This window comes from Streptomyces sp. NBC_00377, from assembly GCF_036075115.1.
Classification (GTDB): Bacteria; Actinomycetota; Actinomycetes; order Streptomycetales; family Streptomycetaceae; genus Streptomyces.
On sequence record NZ_CP107958.1, the window covers coordinates 1,153,555 to 1,170,042 of the forward strand.

Sequence of the window (16,488 nt, forward strand, 5' to 3'; positions counted from 1 at the left end):
GCCGCGGGCCGTGGTCGACCTGTTCACGGCGCGGGTACGACCGACGCACCCCCGGTCGCACCGCCCGTGACGGCGCTGGTCACCCGGTCGACCAGTTCGCCCCAGCCGGCCTCCAGCCGTGCCGGCGGCATACCGCACTGCCGGGTGAGGTGATGGACGAGGACCGGGTTGAGATATCCCATCAGCGTGTGGGCCAGCAGGTCGGCGTCCGCGTCGGGCAGGGCCTGGCGCAGCAGCAGCGCCACATGACTGTGATGCAGACGGCGCGGGGGCACGGAGTACCGGCGGTCCGGTCCGGGCTCGGCCGCCAGTTGCAGGTCCAGTTCGTCGACCGCGCGCCGCAGCATGGCGACGCCGAACGCCCTCAGCCGCTCCACGGGCGAGGCGCCGGGCCCCAGGGGCGGGGGGCCGCCCAGGAACGCGGCCTGGAAGTTGCGCTCCGAGTGGTCGAGAAGCGCGGTCAGGAGCCCGGTCCGGTCACCGAAGCGGCGGAACACGGTGCCCTTGCCCACGTTCGCCGCGGTCGCCACCGCCTCCATCGTGACCCCGGCCGCGCCGTGCTCGGCGATCAGCCGGGCGGCGGCGTCCAGCAGCCGGGCCCGGTTGCGGGCCGCGTCGGCGCGCAGGCACGGCTCGTCGCCGGCCGGTCCCACTTGCAGGAGTTCGGACTCGGTCGTGCTCTCCTCGGGCTCCGGACGGGGAGGCAGAACAACGGACATGAACTCAGCGTAAAGCATCGGGAAGATAACTGGACCGCGGTCCGGTTAGGGTGCTAGAACAATAAACGGACCTCGGTCCGGATTCGTCACTGCATGTTTCAGCCTCTGGGAGTTCCCATGTCTGTCCGCATCCTCGCGCTCGTCGGCAGCCTTCGCGCCGGTTCGACCAACCGCCAGCTCGCCGAGGCGGCCGTCAAGGTCGCGCCCGAGGGCGCCGAGGTCGACCTCTTCGAGGGCCTTGCCGAGATCCCGTTCTACAACGAGGACCTCGACGTCGAGGGCAGCGTCCCGGCCGCCGCCGCCAAGCTGCGCGAGGCCGCCCAGGCCGCCGACGCCTTCCTGCTGTTCTCCCCCGAGTACAACGGCACCATCCCGGCCGTCCTGAAGAACGCCATCGACTGGCTGTCCCGCCCGTACGGCGCGAGCGCCTTCGGCGGCAAGCCCGTCGCCGTGGTCGGCACCGCGTTCGGTCAGTTCGGTGGCGTGTGGGCCCAGGACGAGGCCCGCAAGGCCGTGGGCATCGCCGGCGGCAAGGTCATCGAGGACCTCAAGCTCTCCATCCCGGGCTCGCTGACCCGTTTCGCCGAGACCCACCCGGTGGACGACGCCGAGGTCGCCGCCCAGCTGACCGAGGTCGTGGCCCGTCTGCACGGCCACGCGGGCGAGACCGTGGCCGCCTGACCACGACTCCCACCGGCCCGGCACCGGGCCGGGACGACGCAGCACCATGACGAAGGTCCGAAGGGGTCCGGAGCGTTCTCCGGGCCCCTTCGGCCGTGTGCGACCGTCCTCCCGTCGTCCGAGAACACACCGGACCCGCCCCGACACGCCGACCGGGCTCCCCGGAACACCGCCGGCGTCCCCGGGCACACCCCGCCGGGCACCCCCGCAGGACCGGCTCCCGCGTTTCCGTCGAGTAACCGGATCGGCGAATGTCGGCCAACCCGCTGACCGTTCCTCGCCACGTCTGATAGTGCTGGGGAATGCAGACCCTCTATCGACGACTGCTCGACCTGATGCCCCGGATCGGCGTCCGGGTGACCGACCTGGGGCCGGGGACCGCGGTGGTCTCGCGGCGCGGCGGCCCCTACCGGGTGACCGGCGCGGGCAAGGACACCTGGGTGCTGCGGCGGGCCGGGGACGGGGAACGGCCCGGCGTCGCCGAGGGCAGCGCCGTACGGCTGGGCGACACCGGCGCGCTGCTCCTCATGGAGGCCGCGAGCGGGCAGGACGAGCGCAGACTTCAGCTGGCCGCCGCCGAGTACCTCTGCACCCAGCACGTGACCGCGATGCTGGAGCTCTACGGCGTGAACTGCGTCTTCGACGTCGGTGCGAACAACGGCCAGTACGCCAAGCGGCTGCGCCGACTCGGCTACACCGGCCGGATCGTGTCCTTCGAGCCCACCTCGGAGACGTTCGCGCGGCTGGAGAAGGCCGCCGCGGACGACCCCGACTGGCACGTGCACCGGTGCGGGCTGGGCCGCGAGGAGACGACGGCCGAGATCCACATCGGCTGGAAGACGATGAACTCCCTGCTGCCGGCCAGCGACTACGGCAAGGGCCGCTACAGCCGGTTCGCGAAGGCCGACACCGAGGAGATCCGCGTCCGCAGGCTGGACGAGGTCATGGCCGAGGCGCTGGACGGCCTCGCCGATCCACGCCCCTACCTGAAGATGGACACCCAGGGCTACGACCTCGAGGTGTTCGCCGGGGCCGGGGAGCGGATCGCCGAGTTCGTGGGGATGCAGTCCGAGGTCGCGGTGCTGAAGCTGTACGAAGGCAGTCCGGGAATGGGCGAGGCCGTGGCGAAGTACGAGGCCGCCGGGTTCGGCATCACCGGCATGTACCCGGTGACGCGCGAGGCGGCCACGGGCCGGGTGATCGAGTTCGACTGCGTGATGATGCGCGCGGACGCGGCGCCCGCACGGTAGAGCGGTCCACGCGGCGCCTACCCGGCGGAACCGTCCCCCAGCGCCTCCTCCTGGCGTCCCGACACCCGCAGGCGGGTGAAGGTCATCACCGCGAGGACCACCACGATGAAGCCGAGCGAGAAGGGGATGCCGATCTCGGGGACGTGGACCCCGGACTCGTGCAGCGCGTGCAGCAGCCTTCACGCCGATGAATCCGAGGATGACCGACGTGGCGGGGTGCGGCCGTCACCCGCCGGACGGCGGGCAGGTTCCGCCGGACGGCGGTGCTCGGACAGGCGGATGGTGCGCAGATCATGGGCCGTACGAGCCGCCGCGCAAACCACGCTCTGCGCCCCGCGTGAGGAGACCCCATGACGTCCGTCCCACCGCCCTTCGACCCCGAACTCGGCGCCGCCCTGGAACTCATCGCGGAGATGATCCAGCCGGGGCTGGCCGCCGAGGACATCGAGGCCGTCCGTCAGGGGCCGGGGATCGCCCTGCTCGCCGAACTCGACCTGACCCTGGGCGGGGCCTTCACGGTCGAGGACCGGGTGGTGCCGGGGCCCCAGGGCTCCCCCGACATCTCGCTGCTCATCTGCCGGCCCACGTCACCGGCCCCGGGCCGCCCGCGGCCGGTCGTCTACCACGTGCACGGCGGCGGCATGGTCCTCGGCAACAACCGGGTCGGCGTGGACGTCATCCTGGAGTGGGCGCGGGAACTGGACATGGTCGTGGTCTCCGTCGAGTACCGCCTCGCTCCCGAGCACCCGCACCCGGCGCCCGTCGACGACGTGTACGCCGGTCTGCTGTGGACCGCGGAGCACGCCGACGAGCTGGGCGCGGACCCCGAGCGGATCGTGCTCGCCGGGGCCAGCGCGGGCGGCGGCCTCACCGCGGCCCTCGCCCTGCTGCTCCGCGACCGTCAGGGCCCCCGGCCGCTCGGTCAGGTACTGATGTGCCCGATGCTGGACGACCGCAACGACACCCCCTCCAGCCACCAGATGGCGGGCCTCGGCGTCTGGGACCGCACGGCCAACGAGACCGGGTGGACGGCCCTGCTCGGCGAGCGGCGCGGCGGCCCGGAGGTCTCCCCGTACGCGGCCCCCGCCCGCGCCGAGGACCTCGCCGGGCTGCCGCCGGCCTTTCTCGACGTGGGCTCCGCCGAGACGTTCCGGGACGAGGTCGTCGCCTACGCCTCGCGGATCTGGCAGGCCGGCGGTATCGCGGAACTGCACGTCTGGCCGGGCGGTTTCCACGGCTTCGACGGCTTCGCGCCCCAAGCCGCACTGTCGAAGTCGGCCCGGGCAGCCCACCTGAACTGGCTGCGCAGGCTCCTCGCGGAGTAGGAGCCACCACGCCGCCGCCGGCCGCCGGGAAGGGGCAAGGGCGTCACCGCCGCCCGAAGGCCCAGGGGCCGGCGGGCACCCGCAAGGGGCCGGGGCGCAGCGGCGCCCGTAGGGGTCAGGGGCTGGCGGCACCCGTAAGAAGCCGGGGGCTCGGATGGGCGGCGCCTGCCAGAAGCCGGGGCTCGGCCGGACGGCGCCCACCAGAAACCGGGACTCGACCGGACGGCGCCCGCAAGGGGAAAGGGCTCGGCGGCGCTCGGACCGTACGGAACCGCCTTCATGTCGGTGGTCCCGTGCGGCAGGGCGTCCCACGGGCCCCCCTGCGGGCCCGTCCACCCTTCGCCACCGGTCACGGGTCGCTCGGAAGCGACCGCCGAGGCGGGGTCCCGACGAGAGGCCGGGGCCGCACCCCTGCTGTTCGGTGCTCGCGTGGCGCATCATGGCCGTATGAAAGAGCTGGCCGGGCGCCTGACCGCGCTGGATCCGGACGCCGGTGCCGCCGTGCGGGTCATCGCCTACTTCGACCGGCTGGCCGAGTCACGGGCCGGGGTCGAGGCCCTGGTGCGCGGGGCGGCGGTCCTCGCCGGGGTGCCCGCGCGGCTCGTGGACGCCGACCGGCGGGTGCGGATCCGGGTGGAGCCGGACGGCACGCGCCGGGACACGGATCTGCCACCCGACCCGGACTGGCCCTGCACCTCCCTGACCCCCGACGGCGCTCCGGCCCTGTGGCTGGAACGCGCCGGTGCGCTGCCCAGCGTCGTGGACGCGGTGATCCTGGAACGGGCGGCCGGCGCGGCACGCGTCGTGCTCGACCGCACCCGCGGACGGGCGCCGCTCGACGATCCCGCCCTGGTGGAGACCCTGCTCGACGCCACGGCCGCCGAACCGGCCCGGCTGCACGCGGCCCGCCGTCTCGGTCTCGGTCCCGGCCCGGCCCGTGCCCTGGCCACGCCCGGCGGACGGCCACGGGTGCTGCCCGCGGACGCCGCGGACGCGGTGCCGGCCGGCCGGGTGGGGGTCGGGCAGGCCGTGCCCGTCCCTGAGCTGCCCGCTTCCTGGGCGGCGGCCCGCACCGCGCTCCGCTTCGCCTCGGACGGCACCGCGCAGGACCCGGGCCCCCGGGTCGTGTACGCCGACGAACTCGGCGGCATCGCCCTGCTGGCCGACCTGGTGAGGCCGGGGGCCGAGCCCCCGCCGGACGTCCACGCGGTCGAGGCGGCCGCCGCGGACGCCCCCTGGCTGCTCACCACCCTGCACGCCGTCACCGCCACCGCGAGTCTGCGGGCGGCCGCGGCCGAGGCGAACGTCCACCACTCCACGCTCCAGGACCGGCTGACCCATGCCGAGCATCTGCTGGGGTGGCCGGTGCGCACGCCCCAGGGCCGGCTGCGGCTGCATCTCGCGCTGACGATGCGGCGGCTGACGCGTCCGTAGGCGGCATCCCCTCGCCGAGGAGGGCGGGAGCGCGGGAGGGCGTTCAACCGATCGGTTGAACGGGGACCGCACCGTCCGCGCGTCGTCCGCTCCGTCCGGACGACGCGCACCGACCGCCGGGGGCGGCAGGATCGACCTCGGCCGTGGCGCCCGGTCCCGCATCCCCCTCAGCGTTCGAAAGAGGTTCCCCCGCCATGCCCAGTTTCCCCAGCCGAAGGCGCCTGCTCACCACCGGAGCCGGTGCCGCCCTCGGCCTCGGTGCCCTCGGCGCCGCCCCCGCCCCGGCAGCCGCGTCCTCGGCGCCGACCGCTCCCCGTCGGGCCTCCGGCGCCGAGGAGACCAGGTCGCTCGACGAGCTGTACCGGGCCGCGCTCGCGGAAGGGGGCAAGCTCGTCATCTACGCCGGCGGGGACACCCCGACCCAGCAGGACGGCACCAAGGCCGCCTTCCTGAAAGCCTTCCCCGGCATCGACCTCACCCTGGTCGTGGACTACAGCAAGTACCACGACGTCCGCGTCGACAACCAGTTCGCGACCCGCACCCTCGTCCCCGACGTCGTGCAGCTCCAGACCCTTCAGGACTTCGAGCGCTGGAAGTCCCAGGGCCGGCTGCTGCACTACAAGCCGGCCGGGTTCTCCAAGGTGTACGACGGTTTCAAGGACCCGCAGGGCGCCTGGGTCGCGATCGGCGCGATCGCGTTCAGCTTCATGTACGGGACGGCAGCGGTCGGTTCGGACGCCCCGCGCACCCCGCTGGATCTGGTCGACGCCAAGTGGAGGGGGCGGATCGCCTCGTCCTTCCCGCACGACGACGACGCGGTCCTCTACCTGTACTCGCTGTACGTCAAGCACTACGGCTGGGACTGGGTGGCGAAGCTCGCCGCCCAGGACGTGCGGTTCGCGCGCGGCAGCAACTCCCCCGGGGAGGCCGTGCGTGCCGGCACCCACGCGATCGGCGTCGGTGGCTCGGGCTCGCCCCTGTCGACCGGCCCGGTGAGGTTCGTCGCGTCGGACAGCACTCCCTTCATGGCCTGGGGCCAGCGAGCGGCGATCCTCAAGGCGGCCAGGAACACCACGGCCGCCCGGCTCTACCTCAACTGGCAGTTGTCCACCGCCACGCAGCAGAACTCCTTCAACGGCTGGTCGGTGCGCACCGACATCACTCCCCCGGCCGGTCTGAAGCCGATCTGGGAGTACGCCAACGCCAACGTCGACGGCTTCCCGCGCTTCATGTCCGACCGTGCCGAGGTGGAGCGGCTGAAGCAGACGTTCGCCCTGTACTTCGGTGAGGTGAAGGGCGACCCGACGCCGGGCACGCTCGGTCTGCACCCGGGGGCGTGACGGAGGGCGCCCGTCGCCCTCACACCCTCCCTACAGTCAACGGATAGACTCGCGACCCCTGTTCGAACGGATCATCCTCCGAGGGGTTCCGCCGTGTCCGACCTTGCTCCCGTCCCTTCCTCCACGAGGACCGCCGGCGGGAGCCGGTCGGCGTTGGACCACGTCTCCCATCTGACGTTCTTCCTCGTCCTCGGTGCCGGGCTGGTCCGGCTGGCCCAGCTGAGGATCGGGCTGTGCTGGGAGATGGTGACCGTCAGCGGGCTGCTCGCGGTCGTCTACGCGTGCGGGCCGGCCGCCGGGGCGCGGCTCGGACGGTACGCGCGGCCGGTGTGGGTCGGGGCGCTGCTGGCGCTGTGGACCGCCCTCGTCCTCCTGGCCCCCGGGTCACTGACCGCCGCTTACATGTGGTGCGCGCTGCCGTTGGCCTGCGCGGCGCTGCGGGTGCTCGGCCCCCGGGCGGCCGGGGTGGCCGTGGCCGTGCTCACCCTGATCCTCGCCGCTCAGCTCAAGCGCAGCGCCGATCAGTTCGACCTGGAGTTCGTGCTGATCCCGGTGGCCGCCGTGTGGGGCACCGTGGCCCTCTACCGCGGCCAGCAACACGACGCCGCGCAACGGCTGCGGCTCGTCGAGGAGTTGCGGGGCACCCGGGACGTTCTGGCCCGGCAGCAGCGGCAGGCCGGTGTGCTGACGGAGCGGGCCCGGATCGCCCGTGATCTGCACGACACCCTGGCCCAGGAGCTCGCGGGCGGCGTCATGCTGCTCCAGGCGGTCGAACGGGACTGGGAGGCCCGTCCGGACGTGGCCCGCACCCGGGTCCGGGCCGTCGCCGACGGTCTGCACGCCAACCTCGTGGAGACCCGCAGGATCATTCGGGACCTGACGCCTTCGGCCGTGGACGAGGCCGGTCTCGAGGGTGCGCTGCGGCTGCTGTGCGCCCGGGCGGAGGCGGAGGGGGCGGCGACCCGCGTACGGTTCCGCTCGCTGGGCGCGCCCCGCCCCGTCGTGGACGGCTCGACGGCCGCGACCCTGTTCCGGGTGGCCCAGAGCACCCTGGCCAACGTGCGCGAGCACTCCCGGGCGGTGAACGTCATGGTGACCCTGCACGGCCACGCCGACCGGGTGGAACTCGAAGTGCGCGACGACGGCACCGGGTTCGAGGCGGGAGCCGGCGCTCCCGGTCAGGACCGCGGGTTCGGGCTTCCGGCGGCCCGGGCGCGGCTGCGTGAGTGCGGCGGCGATCTGGAGGTCGGCAGCGTGCCGGGCCGGGGCACCTCGGTGCGGGCCACGGTGCCCGCGACGTCCGCCTCCCGGCCGGCCGGAGTGCCGAGCGCGGTGGCCGTGCGGTGACCGGCTCTCCGTTGCGTCTGCTGCTCGCGGACGACCATGCGGTCGTCCGGGCGGGGCTGCGCGCGCTGCTGGAGGGCGAGCCGGACCTGGCGGTGGTCGGCGAGGCGGGCACCGGGGAGGAGGCCGTCCGGCTGGCGGCGCAGCTCGTCCCGGACGTGGTGTTGATGGACCTGCGGTTCGCCGGTGACGGAGCCTCGGTGGACGGCGTCGAGGCCGTGCGTCGGCTCGCCGTCGCAGCCCCGGGGGTACCCGTGGTGATGCTGACGAGTTTCTCGGGCCGGGCCGACGTCGTGCGGGCGCTCGAAGCGGGGGCGCGGGGCTATGTCCTCAAGGCGGGACCGCCCCGGGAACTGTTTCGGGCCGTGCGCGGCGCGGCCGTCGGGGCGCTCGGGCTGGCCTCCGCGGTGGTGGGCGACCTCGTCGGCCAAGTGCCTGACCCGGAGCGGCAGTTGAGCGGGCGGGAGGTGGAGGTGGTGCGGCTGCTGGCCGACGGGCTGAGCAACCGCTCGATCGCCGAGGCCCTGTTCCTGAGCGAGGCGACGGTCAAGACGCACCTGGTGCGCGTCTACCGCAAGCTGGGTGTGGACAACCGGGCGGGAGCCGTGTCGGAGGCAGTGCGCAGGGGGCTGCTGGATCTCGCGTGAGACATCCGGACGGGGCGCCCGGCGTGCGGGGCCCCGTCCGGGCGGGTCAGACCTTGGCCTGCTCGGGTGCGGCGGCCTGGTCGGGCGTGTCCTCGCCGGCCGGCGACGTGCGGGCGGCGGGGATGACGGCGGCGATGCCCGCGGAGATCAGGGCGAGTCCGCCGCCGACCAGGAGCGCGGTGCGGAACCCGGCCTCGGAGGCGAGGGTGTGACCGCCCATGGTCGTCGTCATCTGGGAGAGGATCACGCCGATGACGGCGGAGCCGATGGATGTGCCTAGCGACCGCATCAGGGTGTTGAAACCGTTGGCCGCGGCGGTCTCCGTGATCGGGGCCGAGCTCATGATCAGGGCCGGCATGGCGCCGTAGGCGAGGCCCACACCGCTGCTGGTGATGATCGTGACCACCATGACGCCCCAGGCCGAGCCGATCAGACCCATCGAGGCGAAGTAGCCGGCGGCCAGCACCAGGGTGCCGCAGACCAGCGTGAACTTCGGGCCGCGGGCGTTGGTGAGCTTTCCGCCGAGCGGGGAGACCAGCATCATCATCAGACCGCCGGGCGCGATCCACAGGCCGGCCGCGAGCATCGACTGACCGAGGCCGTAGCCGGTGGCCTCCGGGAACTGGAGCAGCTGCGGCATGACCAGCATGCTCGCGTACATGCCGAAGCCGACGAAGATCGAGGCCACGTTGGTCAGGAGCACCCGGGGGCGGGCCGTGGTGCGCAGGTCGACCAGCGGGTCGGTGGTGCGCACCTCCCACACGCCCCAGCCGGCCAGTGCCACCACGGCGACGGTGAACAGGCCGAGGGTGGTGCCCGAGGCCCAGCCCCAGTCGGCGCCCTTGGAGACCGCGAGCAGCAGCGAGACCAGGCCGACGCCGAGGCCGAGCGCGCCGGGCAGGTCGAAGCGCTGGCCCTTGGCGCCGGCGGGGACGTCCGGGACGAGCAGATGGATCAGAACGGCGACGACGACGGCCAGGACTGCCGAGCCCCAGAACAGCACGCGCCAGTTCGCGTACTGGGCGACCGCGGCGGCCAGCGGCAGGCCGATGGCGCCGCCGATGCCCATGGAGGCGCTGACCAGCGCGATGGAGCCGCTGAGCTTCTCGGCCGGTACGACGTCGCGCAGCAGTGCGATCCCGAGGGGCACCATCCCCATGCCCATGCCCTGAAGACCGCGTCCGACGATCATGGTCACGACGTCGGAGGCGAACGCGCACACCACCGACCCCACGATCAGCGGCACGGAGCAGGCGAGCAGCATCCGGCGCTTGCCGACCAGGTCGCCGAGGCGGCCGACGACCGGCACGCACACGGCGGCCACCAGCAGGGTGACCGTGATCACCCAGGCGGCGTTCGAGGACGAGGTGTCCAGGATCTGCGGCAGCTCGGCGATGAGCGGGGTGACCAGGGTCTGCATGATCGCCGCGGTGGTACCGGCGAAGGCCAGCGTGGCGATCACGGCGCCCGGGCGGGCCGTGGGTGGGAGAGCGGGGGCGCCCATGGGACTCCTCGACGTGGAGGTGGTGAAGGATCCGCGCACAGGTCTGCGCGAAGGAACGACCTGAAGGATGTGCATCGTACATGTCTTATGTATCGAGCACATGCTGTGGTCGTTGCACAGTGGTGTGCCAGGATGGTGCGGGCGCACGGAAGCAGGAGGTCGGGCACATGGAGTCGCCGACGCACGAGGTCGAGTACGAGCAGATGCTGCTCAGCCGTCACACGTTCCTGAACCAGCGGGGCGGCCGCCGCAACAACAGCCTCATGGAGCGCAGCGCCTACATCCTGCTGAGCCGGATCCGGGTGCAGGGACCCATGTCGATCGGTGAGCTCAGTGACGCCTTCGGCCTGGACGCCTCCACCCTGAACCGGCAGACGGCGGCGGCGGTGCGGGCGGGTCTCATCGAGCGGATCCCCGACCCGGAGGGCGGGATGGCCCGCAAGTTCCGGCTCACGGACGAGGGCACGCGCCTGCTGGACTCCGAGCGCGAGGGCATCGTGGAGATCCTGGACCAGGTGATGACCGACTGGCCGGACGACGACATCGCCGCCTTCGCGGAGTACCTGCGGCGCTTCAACTACGGCATCGAGGCCATCGGCGGGCGCCCCTGGCCCCGCCCCTGACGGCGGATCCCGGCGGGCCCGTCGCGCGCGGCGGGGCAGCGGCCCCCCGGGACGGCGGCCGGGTCAGCTGCGGGTCCTGGTGACCCGCACCATGGAACCGGCTGCTGGGCGCCCGAGCACGGCGCTGACGCCGGTGTCCCGGCGAGCGCGACCAGTCGGGGCCTGCGGGTGAGGAAGGCCAGGTTATGGCGGTCACCTCTGCTGCCGCGGCCTTGCGTCCGGCGCCGTCGGACGGGAGGCGGGCACCCTTCGGCAACGCGGTGAAGCGGCTCGCCGGCGCGCGCTGTCGGCGGCGAGGCCGTGCGCTACGGCACCGTGGGCGCCGCGGACGGGCCCGCGCCGCCCAGTTGCCGGATCGTCCCGCCGAGCGCGGGCCGGAATCCCGAGAGCATCTTCGGCTGCGCGCTGACGACCCAGCGGGAGCCCACGAGGTACTGCCCTCCGTAGATGGCGGCGGCCTCGAGCCACGACTCCTTGTACCGCTCCTCGGGGAAGGTGGTGATGAGGTAGTCGGCCTCCTGCGTGTGGCAGACGCCCTGGCGCAGCTCGTCCGCGTCGATGCGGATCTTGGCCGTGCACCCGGTCAGGCCGGCGATCACCTCGACCTTCGCCGGCGCCACGACGCCGGCCGCGGGAGCCGCGGTGACGGTGGCCGCCGTGGGCGTGCCCTTCGCGACGCCGATGTCCTCCTCGGAGCCGCTGCACGCGGTGGTGAAGGTGAGCATGGCCAGGCTGCCGGCCAGTGCGGCACCGCGCACGAGGCGGGCCGTGGGCTGCTGAAGCACGTACAACTCCGTAGTCGGCACTCTCCCCGTCACCTCCCGTGCGCCCGCGGGGACGCCTGTGGACGGGCTTCGGCAAGGGGTACGGGTGCAGGTGGACGCCCGTTCAGCCGTCGCCGTGGCACCGAGCGGTCCTGCTGCCGGAGCGGGCGGTCCCGCCGGGGAACGGGCTCGGCGCCCGTCAGGCAGGCGACTTGTCTAAGGTGAGAGGGAGCACCGCCTGCCCGGGAGTCCTCATGACCGGTCCCCGTCGGAAGCGCCCCACCGACGTCAACGGCGCCATCGAGCCCCCGGGCAACGCCGAGACGGTGGTCGGCGTGCTGTCGGTGACGGTGCTGGTGGAGGTCCTCGGCGTCCTGTCCGGTTCCGAGGTGTGGCTCCTGGGGCTCCTGGTCATCCTGCCGGGCACGGCGTCGGCGCTGTGCACCGTCCAGCAGACGAGGTTCGTCGCCGCCTGGACCACCCTGTTCGTCAGTCTCACCCTGTTCCTGCGGGCCGGTGACGGCGGCCGGTGGCTGGACCGGGCCCTGCTGGTGCTGCTCACCCTCGCGCTGGGAGTCGTCTCCGTCTACGCCTGCCACCGGCGTATCGCACGCGAGCAGGAGATGCTGCGGCTGCGCTCCACCGCCGCCGCCATGCAGCGGCACATCCTGCACCCGCTGCCCCTGATCACCGACGACGTGCTGGTCAACGGGGTCTACGAGCCCGTGCAGGAGGACCGGCTCGTCGGCGGCGACATCTACGACGTGGTCGCCTCGCCCTGGGGCACGCGCGTGCTGATCGGAGACGTGCAGGGCAAGGGACTGGCCGCCGTGGGCGCCGCGTTCGCCGTGATCGGCGCCTTCCGTGAGGCGGCCCACCGGGAGCCCACGCTCACCGCGCTCGTCGACGCCCTGGACGCCTCGGTCGTGCGGCACAACTCCTACGCCGAACAGAGCGGCGACGACGAGCGGTTCGTCACCGCGCTGATCATCGGCGTGGACACGGGTTCGGAGGCGCAGGTCGTCAACTGCGGGCACATTCCGCCCTGGCTGCTGCACGAGGGCGCCGTCACCGTCCCGGCGGTGGACTCCGGCGTCCCGCTCGGGCTCGGAGAGCTCGCCATCGAGCCCACCACGGTGGACTGGTTCGCGTTCCCGGCCGGGGCGACGCTCCTGCTGAGCACCGACGGCCTCACCGAGACCCGCGCCCACGACGGCACGTTCTACCCGGTCGACGAGCGGCTGATGAAGCACCTCGACCTCTCCCCCACCGAGCTGCCCCTCGCGCTGCACGAGGACGCCCGCGCTTTCGCCGGACACGACCGCCGCCAGGACGACGTCGCCGTGCTGACCGTGCGCCGGTCACCGCGGTACTGAGCCGGCCGCGGCGGCGGACCACCGGGCCGGGCCCCCGCTTCGTCCCGGCCCCGGTCCACCACGCGCAGGTGGCGAGGGGCGGCTCAGGCCCAGGCGGTCGCCGCCACGAACGAGCTGTCCTGACGGAACAGGTCGGTGCCGTCCGGCTGTTCCACCCGCAGCTGGTAGTTGTAGTGGCGCAGGTAGTAGCCGGGGTAGTTGTACGACTCGAAGCGGACCGAGCCGCTCGCCGCGCCCGTGCGGGCGATGAACGTGGCGTCCCTCGCGAAGGTGGAGGTGCCGTCGTTGGGGTCGAAACGCCCCCGGAAGGAGTAGTGACGGAGGTAGTTGCCGGCGGCGTCGCGGAAGGAGTACGCGTTGGCGTCGGCGAGACCGGCCACCACGGTGAAGGTGGACGCCTGCTTCTCGGCGGTGCTGCTGGAGCTCGTCACCACGGGCAGGTTGAGCAGCGCGGACTGCTCCTGCCAGTAGCGGGTGGTGTAGTTGGCGGAGCGGAAGGAGCGGGTGGCGTTCTTCGTGAGGCTCGGGCCGCCGGTCACCGTCTCCTTGATGACCGTGAAGTGCCGTGCCGTGCCCGAGATGCCCGGCAGTGCCTTGGGCGCGCTCCAGCTGGCGAAGGAGTCGTAGCTGTCGCTGTAGTAGTAGTTGCCGTCGCCGTAACCGTCGAAGAAGATCCGCCAGGCGCCGTTGTCGAGCTGGATGACCGACGGGCCCTCCCGGTAGCTGCCCCAGCCCGCCCAGTCGCCGGTCCTGGTGATCGTGTAGGGGCCGGCGAGGCTCGAAGCCGTGCCGTACTCGATGTACTTCGCCGTCTCGTTCTTCGTGAACGCGTGGTAGGTCGAGCCGGTCCTCACGATGCAGGTGTCGATGTGGTTCGCTCCGATGCCGGACAACGCGACCGGTGAACTCCAGCTGGTGAGGGCGGAGTTGGTGGCCTTCAGCAGATACGGGGTGAAGATCCACTCGTCGCTGGTCACCGAGCAGGACACGATGACGTTGACGCTGCCGTCGCTGTCGACGAACCACTCCGGCGCCCAGGCGCGGGAGAGGCCCGCGATCGGGACCGTGTAGTCGTACAGGAAGGTCCAGTTGACCCGGTCGGAGCTGCGGGCGAAGCCGATGGTGGTGCTGGCGTCCTGCCAGGTGTGGGTGGTGTAGGTGATGTAGTAGTAGCCGTTGGTGTGCTTGAAGACGCTCGCGTCGCGGATGCGGTTGGCCGGCGGGGTGTAGGCGGAGGACTGCACCAGCCGGAAGTCGGTGGCGTCGTCGGACTGGTAGACGTTCACCGTTCCGTCATCACTGTTGAGGAACGGCACGATGGTGTAGCGCGTGGCCGATCCGGCGGCCGGCGCGGCGGCGAGGGCCGTGCCCAGCAGGCCGGGGGCCTCGCCGACCACCAGGGCCGCGACGGGCAGCGCGGCCATCGCGCGCAGCAGGGCACGGCGGGACGGGGTGGAGGGACGTGTCGTCATTGGTGCGGCTCCCCTACGACTCAAGGTTCGAAATTCCGAACGAAGTTCGGAAAGTCGATCAGAAGGTAGGGGCGAGGCAGGTACGCGTCAATCCTTTGCACAGGAACGGGCGATGCCTGTGGGACAGCTGTGGCGGAGGGGCGCCCGCTCCGCGGCGGACCACCGAGGCCCTCCCGCCCCGCGCGCCGTTCCGCCGTCCGGCCGCCAGAGGTTACCGTGCGGTAGACAACGTCGTTCCGGAGGTGCCCCGTATGACGCCCGACCGTGCCGCAGGTCTGACAGCCACCGCCCGCGCACTGGCCGAGGGCGAGGTCTCCTCCCGCGCGCTCGTGGAGCGGACCCTCGCCCGGATCGAGGCGAGCCAGGGCACTTTGAACGCCTTCAGGATCGTCCGGTCCGAGGCCGCACTCGCCGAAGCCGACGCCGCCGACCGGCAGTTGGCGGCCGGGAAGCGGGGTCCGCTCCTCGGAGTCCCGGTCGCCGTCAAGGACGACATGGACGTCGCGGGTGAGCCGACCGCCTTCGGCTGCCAGGGCACGCACCCGGCGGTCACCGAGGACGGTGAAGCGGTACGGCGGCTGCGCGCGGCCGGAGCCGTGATCGTCGGCAAGACGAACACCTGCGAGCTGGGGCAGTGGCCGTTCACCGAGGGGCCGGCCTTCGGCGCGACCCGCAACCCGTGGAGCACCGAGCACACCCCGGGCGGCTCCTCCGGCGGCTCGGCGGCCGCGGTCGCGGCGGGGCTGGTACCGGCCGCGCTCGGCTCGGACGGCGCCGGCTCCGTACGCATCCCCGCCTCCTGGACGCATCTGGTCGGCATCAAGCCGCAGCGCGGACGCGTCTCGACCTGGCCGCGCGGCGAGTCCTTCCACGGCATCACGGTCAACGGCACGCTGGCCCGCACGGTCGCGGACGCGGCGCTGCTGCTCGACGCGGCGAGCGGCAACCACGCGCACGACCCGCACCGGCCGCCCGCGGTCGACGCCTCGGCGGCGGCGGGCCGCGACCCCGGCCGGCTGCGGATCGCGCTGTCGCTGAAGCCACCGTTCACCGCCGTGCCCGCGAGGCTGCGCCCCGAGGTGCGCGCCCGGGTTCTCGAACTCGCCGAGAGACTGGCGTCGTCGGGCCACACCGTCGAGGAGGCGGACCCGCCGTACGGGCAGATCGGCCTCACCTTCGTGCCCCGGGCGACGGCCGGTCTCGCCGAGCGGGTCGCCGAGGCGCCCTTCCCCACGCTCCTGGACCGGCGCACCCGGGGCTCCGCCCGGCTGGGCCGACTGCTCGGCGGGGTCCCGCTGCGCGCGGCCCGTCGCGCGGAAGCGGTGCTGCACCGCCGCATCGGCGCCTTCTTCGAGACCTACGACGTGATCCTCGCGCCGACGACGGCCGCGCCCCCGCCCCGCATCGGCGCCATGCTGCACCTGAGCGGCTTCGCCACCGACCGCGCCATGATCGCCGCCTGTCCCTACGCCTGGCCGTGGAACGTGCTGGGCTGGCCCGGCGTCAACGTCCCCGCGGGCTTCACGCCCGACGGGCTGCCGGTCGGAGCGCAGTTGCTCGGTCCGGCGAACAGCGAGCCGCTGCTGATCTCGCTCGCCGCCCAACTGGAGGCGGAGCTGCGCTGGCACGAACGGTGGCCGCGGGAAGCCGTCGCCGACTCCCCTGCCGGATGAGCGCGTTCCACCCGTACCCTGTGACCATGGACGACGCGTCGATGGTCGGGCTCATGGGGCGGGTCACCGGGACGATCGGGCCGGGGCTCGTCGGCGAGGTGATCGTGCGGGTGCGCGGCGGGGCCGAACACTTCCTCGCGCACGCGGCGGACGGCACGGGCCGCATCGAGTGCGGCACGGTGGTGATGGTGGTGGAGCATCTCCCTCCCAGGACGGTCTATGTCACCCGCGCATACGACAGTTGAGCCCTCCGCGGCGCAGGTGAGAGCGGTTCTGTGCGTCTTCGGGAACGTACGCGTCAAGATTGCAACAAGGATTCACCGACGTCTTCAACCC

At 73.0% G+C, this 16,488-nt stretch carries 15 protein-coding genes and 1 pseudogene; 11 read left to right on the forward strand and 5 right to left on the reverse strand.

Translation table 11 applies throughout. The features are described 5' to 3' along the window. Nucleotides 1-23 precede the first annotated feature (23 nt). Nucleotides 24-737, reverse strand: a complete 714-nt coding sequence (locus OHS71_RS05210; protein WP_328477266.1) for a TetR/AcrR family transcriptional regulator — start codon at nt 735-737, stop codon at nt 24-26. Between the two features lie 99 nt (nt 738-836). Between OHS71_RS05210 and OHS71_RS05215 the strand changes: the two genes are divergently transcribed. Then, nucleotides 837-1,400: an NADPH-dependent FMN reductase gene (locus tag OHS71_RS05215; protein ID WP_328477268.1), complete on the forward strand. Its 564-nt coding sequence runs from the start codon at nt 837-839 to the stop codon at nt 1,398-1,400. A gap of 302 nt (nt 1,401-1,702) precedes the next feature. Then, nucleotides 1,703-2,650 (forward strand): FkbM family methyltransferase, encoded by a 948-nt coding sequence (locus OHS71_RS05220; RefSeq protein ID WP_328477270.1) that lies wholly within the window; start codon nt 1,703-1,705, stop codon nt 2,648-2,650. Nucleotides 2,651-2,667: 17 nt separating this feature from the next. Here OHS71_RS05220 and OHS71_RS05225 read toward each other — a convergent pair. Then, nucleotides 2,668-2,857 (reverse strand): annotated as a pseudogene (locus tag OHS71_RS05225) (TerC family protein); the annotation flags it as partial. Nucleotides 2,858-3,000: 143 nt separating this feature from the next. Here OHS71_RS05225 and OHS71_RS05230 point away from each other — a divergent pair. From OHS71_RS05230 to OHS71_RS05250, 5 genes are all read left to right on the forward strand, one after another. After that, the gene (locus OHS71_RS05230) at nt 3,001-3,975 is read left to right on the forward strand and encodes an alpha/beta hydrolase (RefSeq protein WP_328477272.1); all 975 of its coding nucleotides are present in this window, start codon (nt 3,001-3,003) and stop codon (nt 3,973-3,975) included. A 447-nt stretch (nt 3,976-4,422) separates the two neighbouring features. Then, nucleotides 4,423-5,409: a helix-turn-helix domain-containing protein gene (locus OHS71_RS05235; protein WP_328477274.1), complete on the forward strand. Its 987-nt coding sequence runs from the start codon at nt 4,423-4,425 to the stop codon at nt 5,407-5,409. A 194-nt stretch (nt 5,410-5,603) separates the two neighbouring features. Beyond that, nucleotides 5,604-6,749 carry an ABC transporter substrate-binding protein gene (locus OHS71_RS05240; RefSeq protein ID WP_328477277.1) on the forward strand — a complete coding sequence of 382 codons (1,146 nt, stop codon included), beginning with the start codon at nt 5,604-5,606 and terminating at the stop codon, nt 6,747-6,749. A gap of 153 nt (nt 6,750-6,902) precedes the next feature. Beyond that, on the forward strand, nt 6,903-8,096 hold the full coding sequence (locus OHS71_RS05245; protein ID WP_328477279.1) for a sensor histidine kinase: 1,194 nt from the start codon (nt 6,903-6,905) through the stop codon (nt 8,094-8,096). Beyond that, nucleotides 8,093-8,740, forward strand: coding sequence for a response regulator transcription factor (locus OHS71_RS05250; protein WP_328477281.1), 648 nt, complete (start codon nt 8,093-8,095; stop codon nt 8,738-8,740). The genes OHS71_RS05245 and OHS71_RS05250 overlap by 4 nt, the downstream gene beginning before the upstream one ends. Before the next feature lie 46 nt (nt 8,741-8,786). On the opposite strand, the gene OHS71_RS05255 is transcribed toward OHS71_RS05250, so the two are convergent. Then, nucleotides 8,787-10,244: an MFS transporter gene (locus OHS71_RS05255; protein WP_328477283.1), complete on the reverse strand. Its 1,458-nt coding sequence runs from the start codon at nt 10,242-10,244 to the stop codon at nt 8,787-8,789. A 167-nt stretch (nt 10,245-10,411) separates the two neighbouring features. Here OHS71_RS05255 and OHS71_RS05260 point away from each other — a divergent pair, with 167 nt between their 5' ends. After that, complete coding sequence (locus tag OHS71_RS05260) at nt 10,412-10,867, forward strand: MarR family winged helix-turn-helix transcriptional regulator (RefSeq protein WP_328477285.1); 456 nt, start codon at nt 10,412-10,414, stop codon at nt 10,865-10,867. Nucleotides 10,868-11,172: 305 nt separating this feature from the next. Here the strand turns inward: OHS71_RS05260 and OHS71_RS05265 are convergent, their stop codons facing one another. After that, the gene (locus OHS71_RS05265) at nt 11,173-11,592 is read right to left on the reverse strand and encodes a hypothetical protein (protein ID WP_328484399.1); all 420 of its coding nucleotides are present in this window, start codon (nt 11,590-11,592) and stop codon (nt 11,173-11,175) included. 293 nt (nt 11,593-11,885) lie between these two features. Between OHS71_RS05265 and OHS71_RS05270 the strand changes: the two genes are divergently transcribed. Next, nucleotides 11,886-13,007, forward strand: coding sequence for a PP2C family protein-serine/threonine phosphatase (locus tag OHS71_RS05270; protein ID WP_328477287.1), 1,122 nt, complete (start codon nt 11,886-11,888; stop codon nt 13,005-13,007). Nucleotides 13,008-13,090: 83 nt separating this feature from the next. Here the strand turns inward: OHS71_RS05270 and OHS71_RS05275 are convergent, their stop codons facing one another. Next, entirely contained in the window at nt 13,091-14,479 is a 1,389-nt protein-coding gene (locus OHS71_RS05275; RefSeq protein ID WP_328477289.1) for a glycoside hydrolase family 43 protein, read from the reverse strand. A 251-nt stretch (nt 14,480-14,730) separates the two neighbouring features. Here OHS71_RS05275 and OHS71_RS05280 point away from each other — a divergent pair, with 251 nt between their 5' ends. Continuing rightward, nucleotides 14,731-16,152, forward strand: a complete 1,422-nt coding sequence (locus tag OHS71_RS05280) for an amidase (protein WP_328477291.1) — start codon at nt 14,731-14,733, stop codon at nt 16,150-16,152. 26 nt (nt 16,153-16,178) lie between these two features. Continuing rightward, nucleotides 16,179-16,397: a hypothetical protein gene (locus tag OHS71_RS05285; RefSeq protein WP_190149244.1), complete on the forward strand. Its 219-nt coding sequence runs from the start codon at nt 16,179-16,181 to the stop codon at nt 16,395-16,397. Nucleotides 16,398-16,488 lie beyond the last annotated feature (91 nt).

What these genes read in the sequence shown, in the direction of transcription:
- OHS71_RS05220 (WP_328477270.1), top strand. Translation starts at nt 1,703, where the DNA reads ATGCAGACCCTCTATCGACGACTGCTCGACCTGATGCCCCGGATCGGC.
- OHS71_RS05275 (WP_328477289.1), bottom strand. Translation starts at nt 14,479, where the DNA reads ATGACGACACGTCCCTCCACCCCGTCCCGCCGTGCCCTGCTGCGCGCG.
- OHS71_RS05255 (WP_328477283.1), bottom strand. Translation starts at nt 10,244, where the DNA reads ATGGGCGCCCCCGCTCTCCCACCCACGGCCCGCCCGGGCGCCGTGATC.
- OHS71_RS05270 (WP_328477287.1), top strand. Translation starts at nt 11,886, where the DNA reads ATGACCGGTCCCCGTCGGAAGCGCCCCACCGACGTCAACGGCGCCATC.
- OHS71_RS05210 (WP_328477266.1), bottom strand. Translation starts at nt 737, where the DNA reads ATGCTTTACGCTGAGTTCATGTCCGTTGTTCTGCCTCCCCGTCCGGAG.
- OHS71_RS05215 (WP_328477268.1), top strand. Translation starts at nt 837, where the DNA reads ATGTCTGTCCGCATCCTCGCGCTCGTCGGCAGCCTTCGCGCCGGTTCG.
- OHS71_RS05260 (WP_328477285.1), top strand. Translation starts at nt 10,412, where the DNA reads ATGGAGTCGCCGACGCACGAGGTCGAGTACGAGCAGATGCTGCTCAGC.
- OHS71_RS05240 (WP_328477277.1), top strand. Translation starts at nt 5,604, where the DNA reads ATGCCCAGTTTCCCCAGCCGAAGGCGCCTGCTCACCACCGGAGCCGGT.
- OHS71_RS05285 (WP_190149244.1), top strand. Translation starts at nt 16,179, where the DNA reads ATGGACGACGCGTCGATGGTCGGGCTCATGGGGCGGGTCACCGGGACG.
- OHS71_RS05235 (WP_328477274.1), top strand. Translation starts at nt 4,423, where the DNA reads ATGAAAGAGCTGGCCGGGCGCCTGACCGCGCTGGATCCGGACGCCGGT.
- OHS71_RS05230 (WP_328477272.1), top strand. Translation starts at nt 3,001, where the DNA reads ATGACGTCCGTCCCACCGCCCTTCGACCCCGAACTCGGCGCCGCCCTG.
- OHS71_RS05280 (WP_328477291.1), top strand. Translation starts at nt 14,731, where the DNA reads ATGACGCCCGACCGTGCCGCAGGTCTGACAGCCACCGCCCGCGCACTG.
- OHS71_RS05265 (WP_328484399.1), bottom strand. Translation starts at nt 11,592, where the DNA reads ATGCTCACCTTCACCACCGCGTGCAGCGGCTCCGAGGAGGACATCGGC.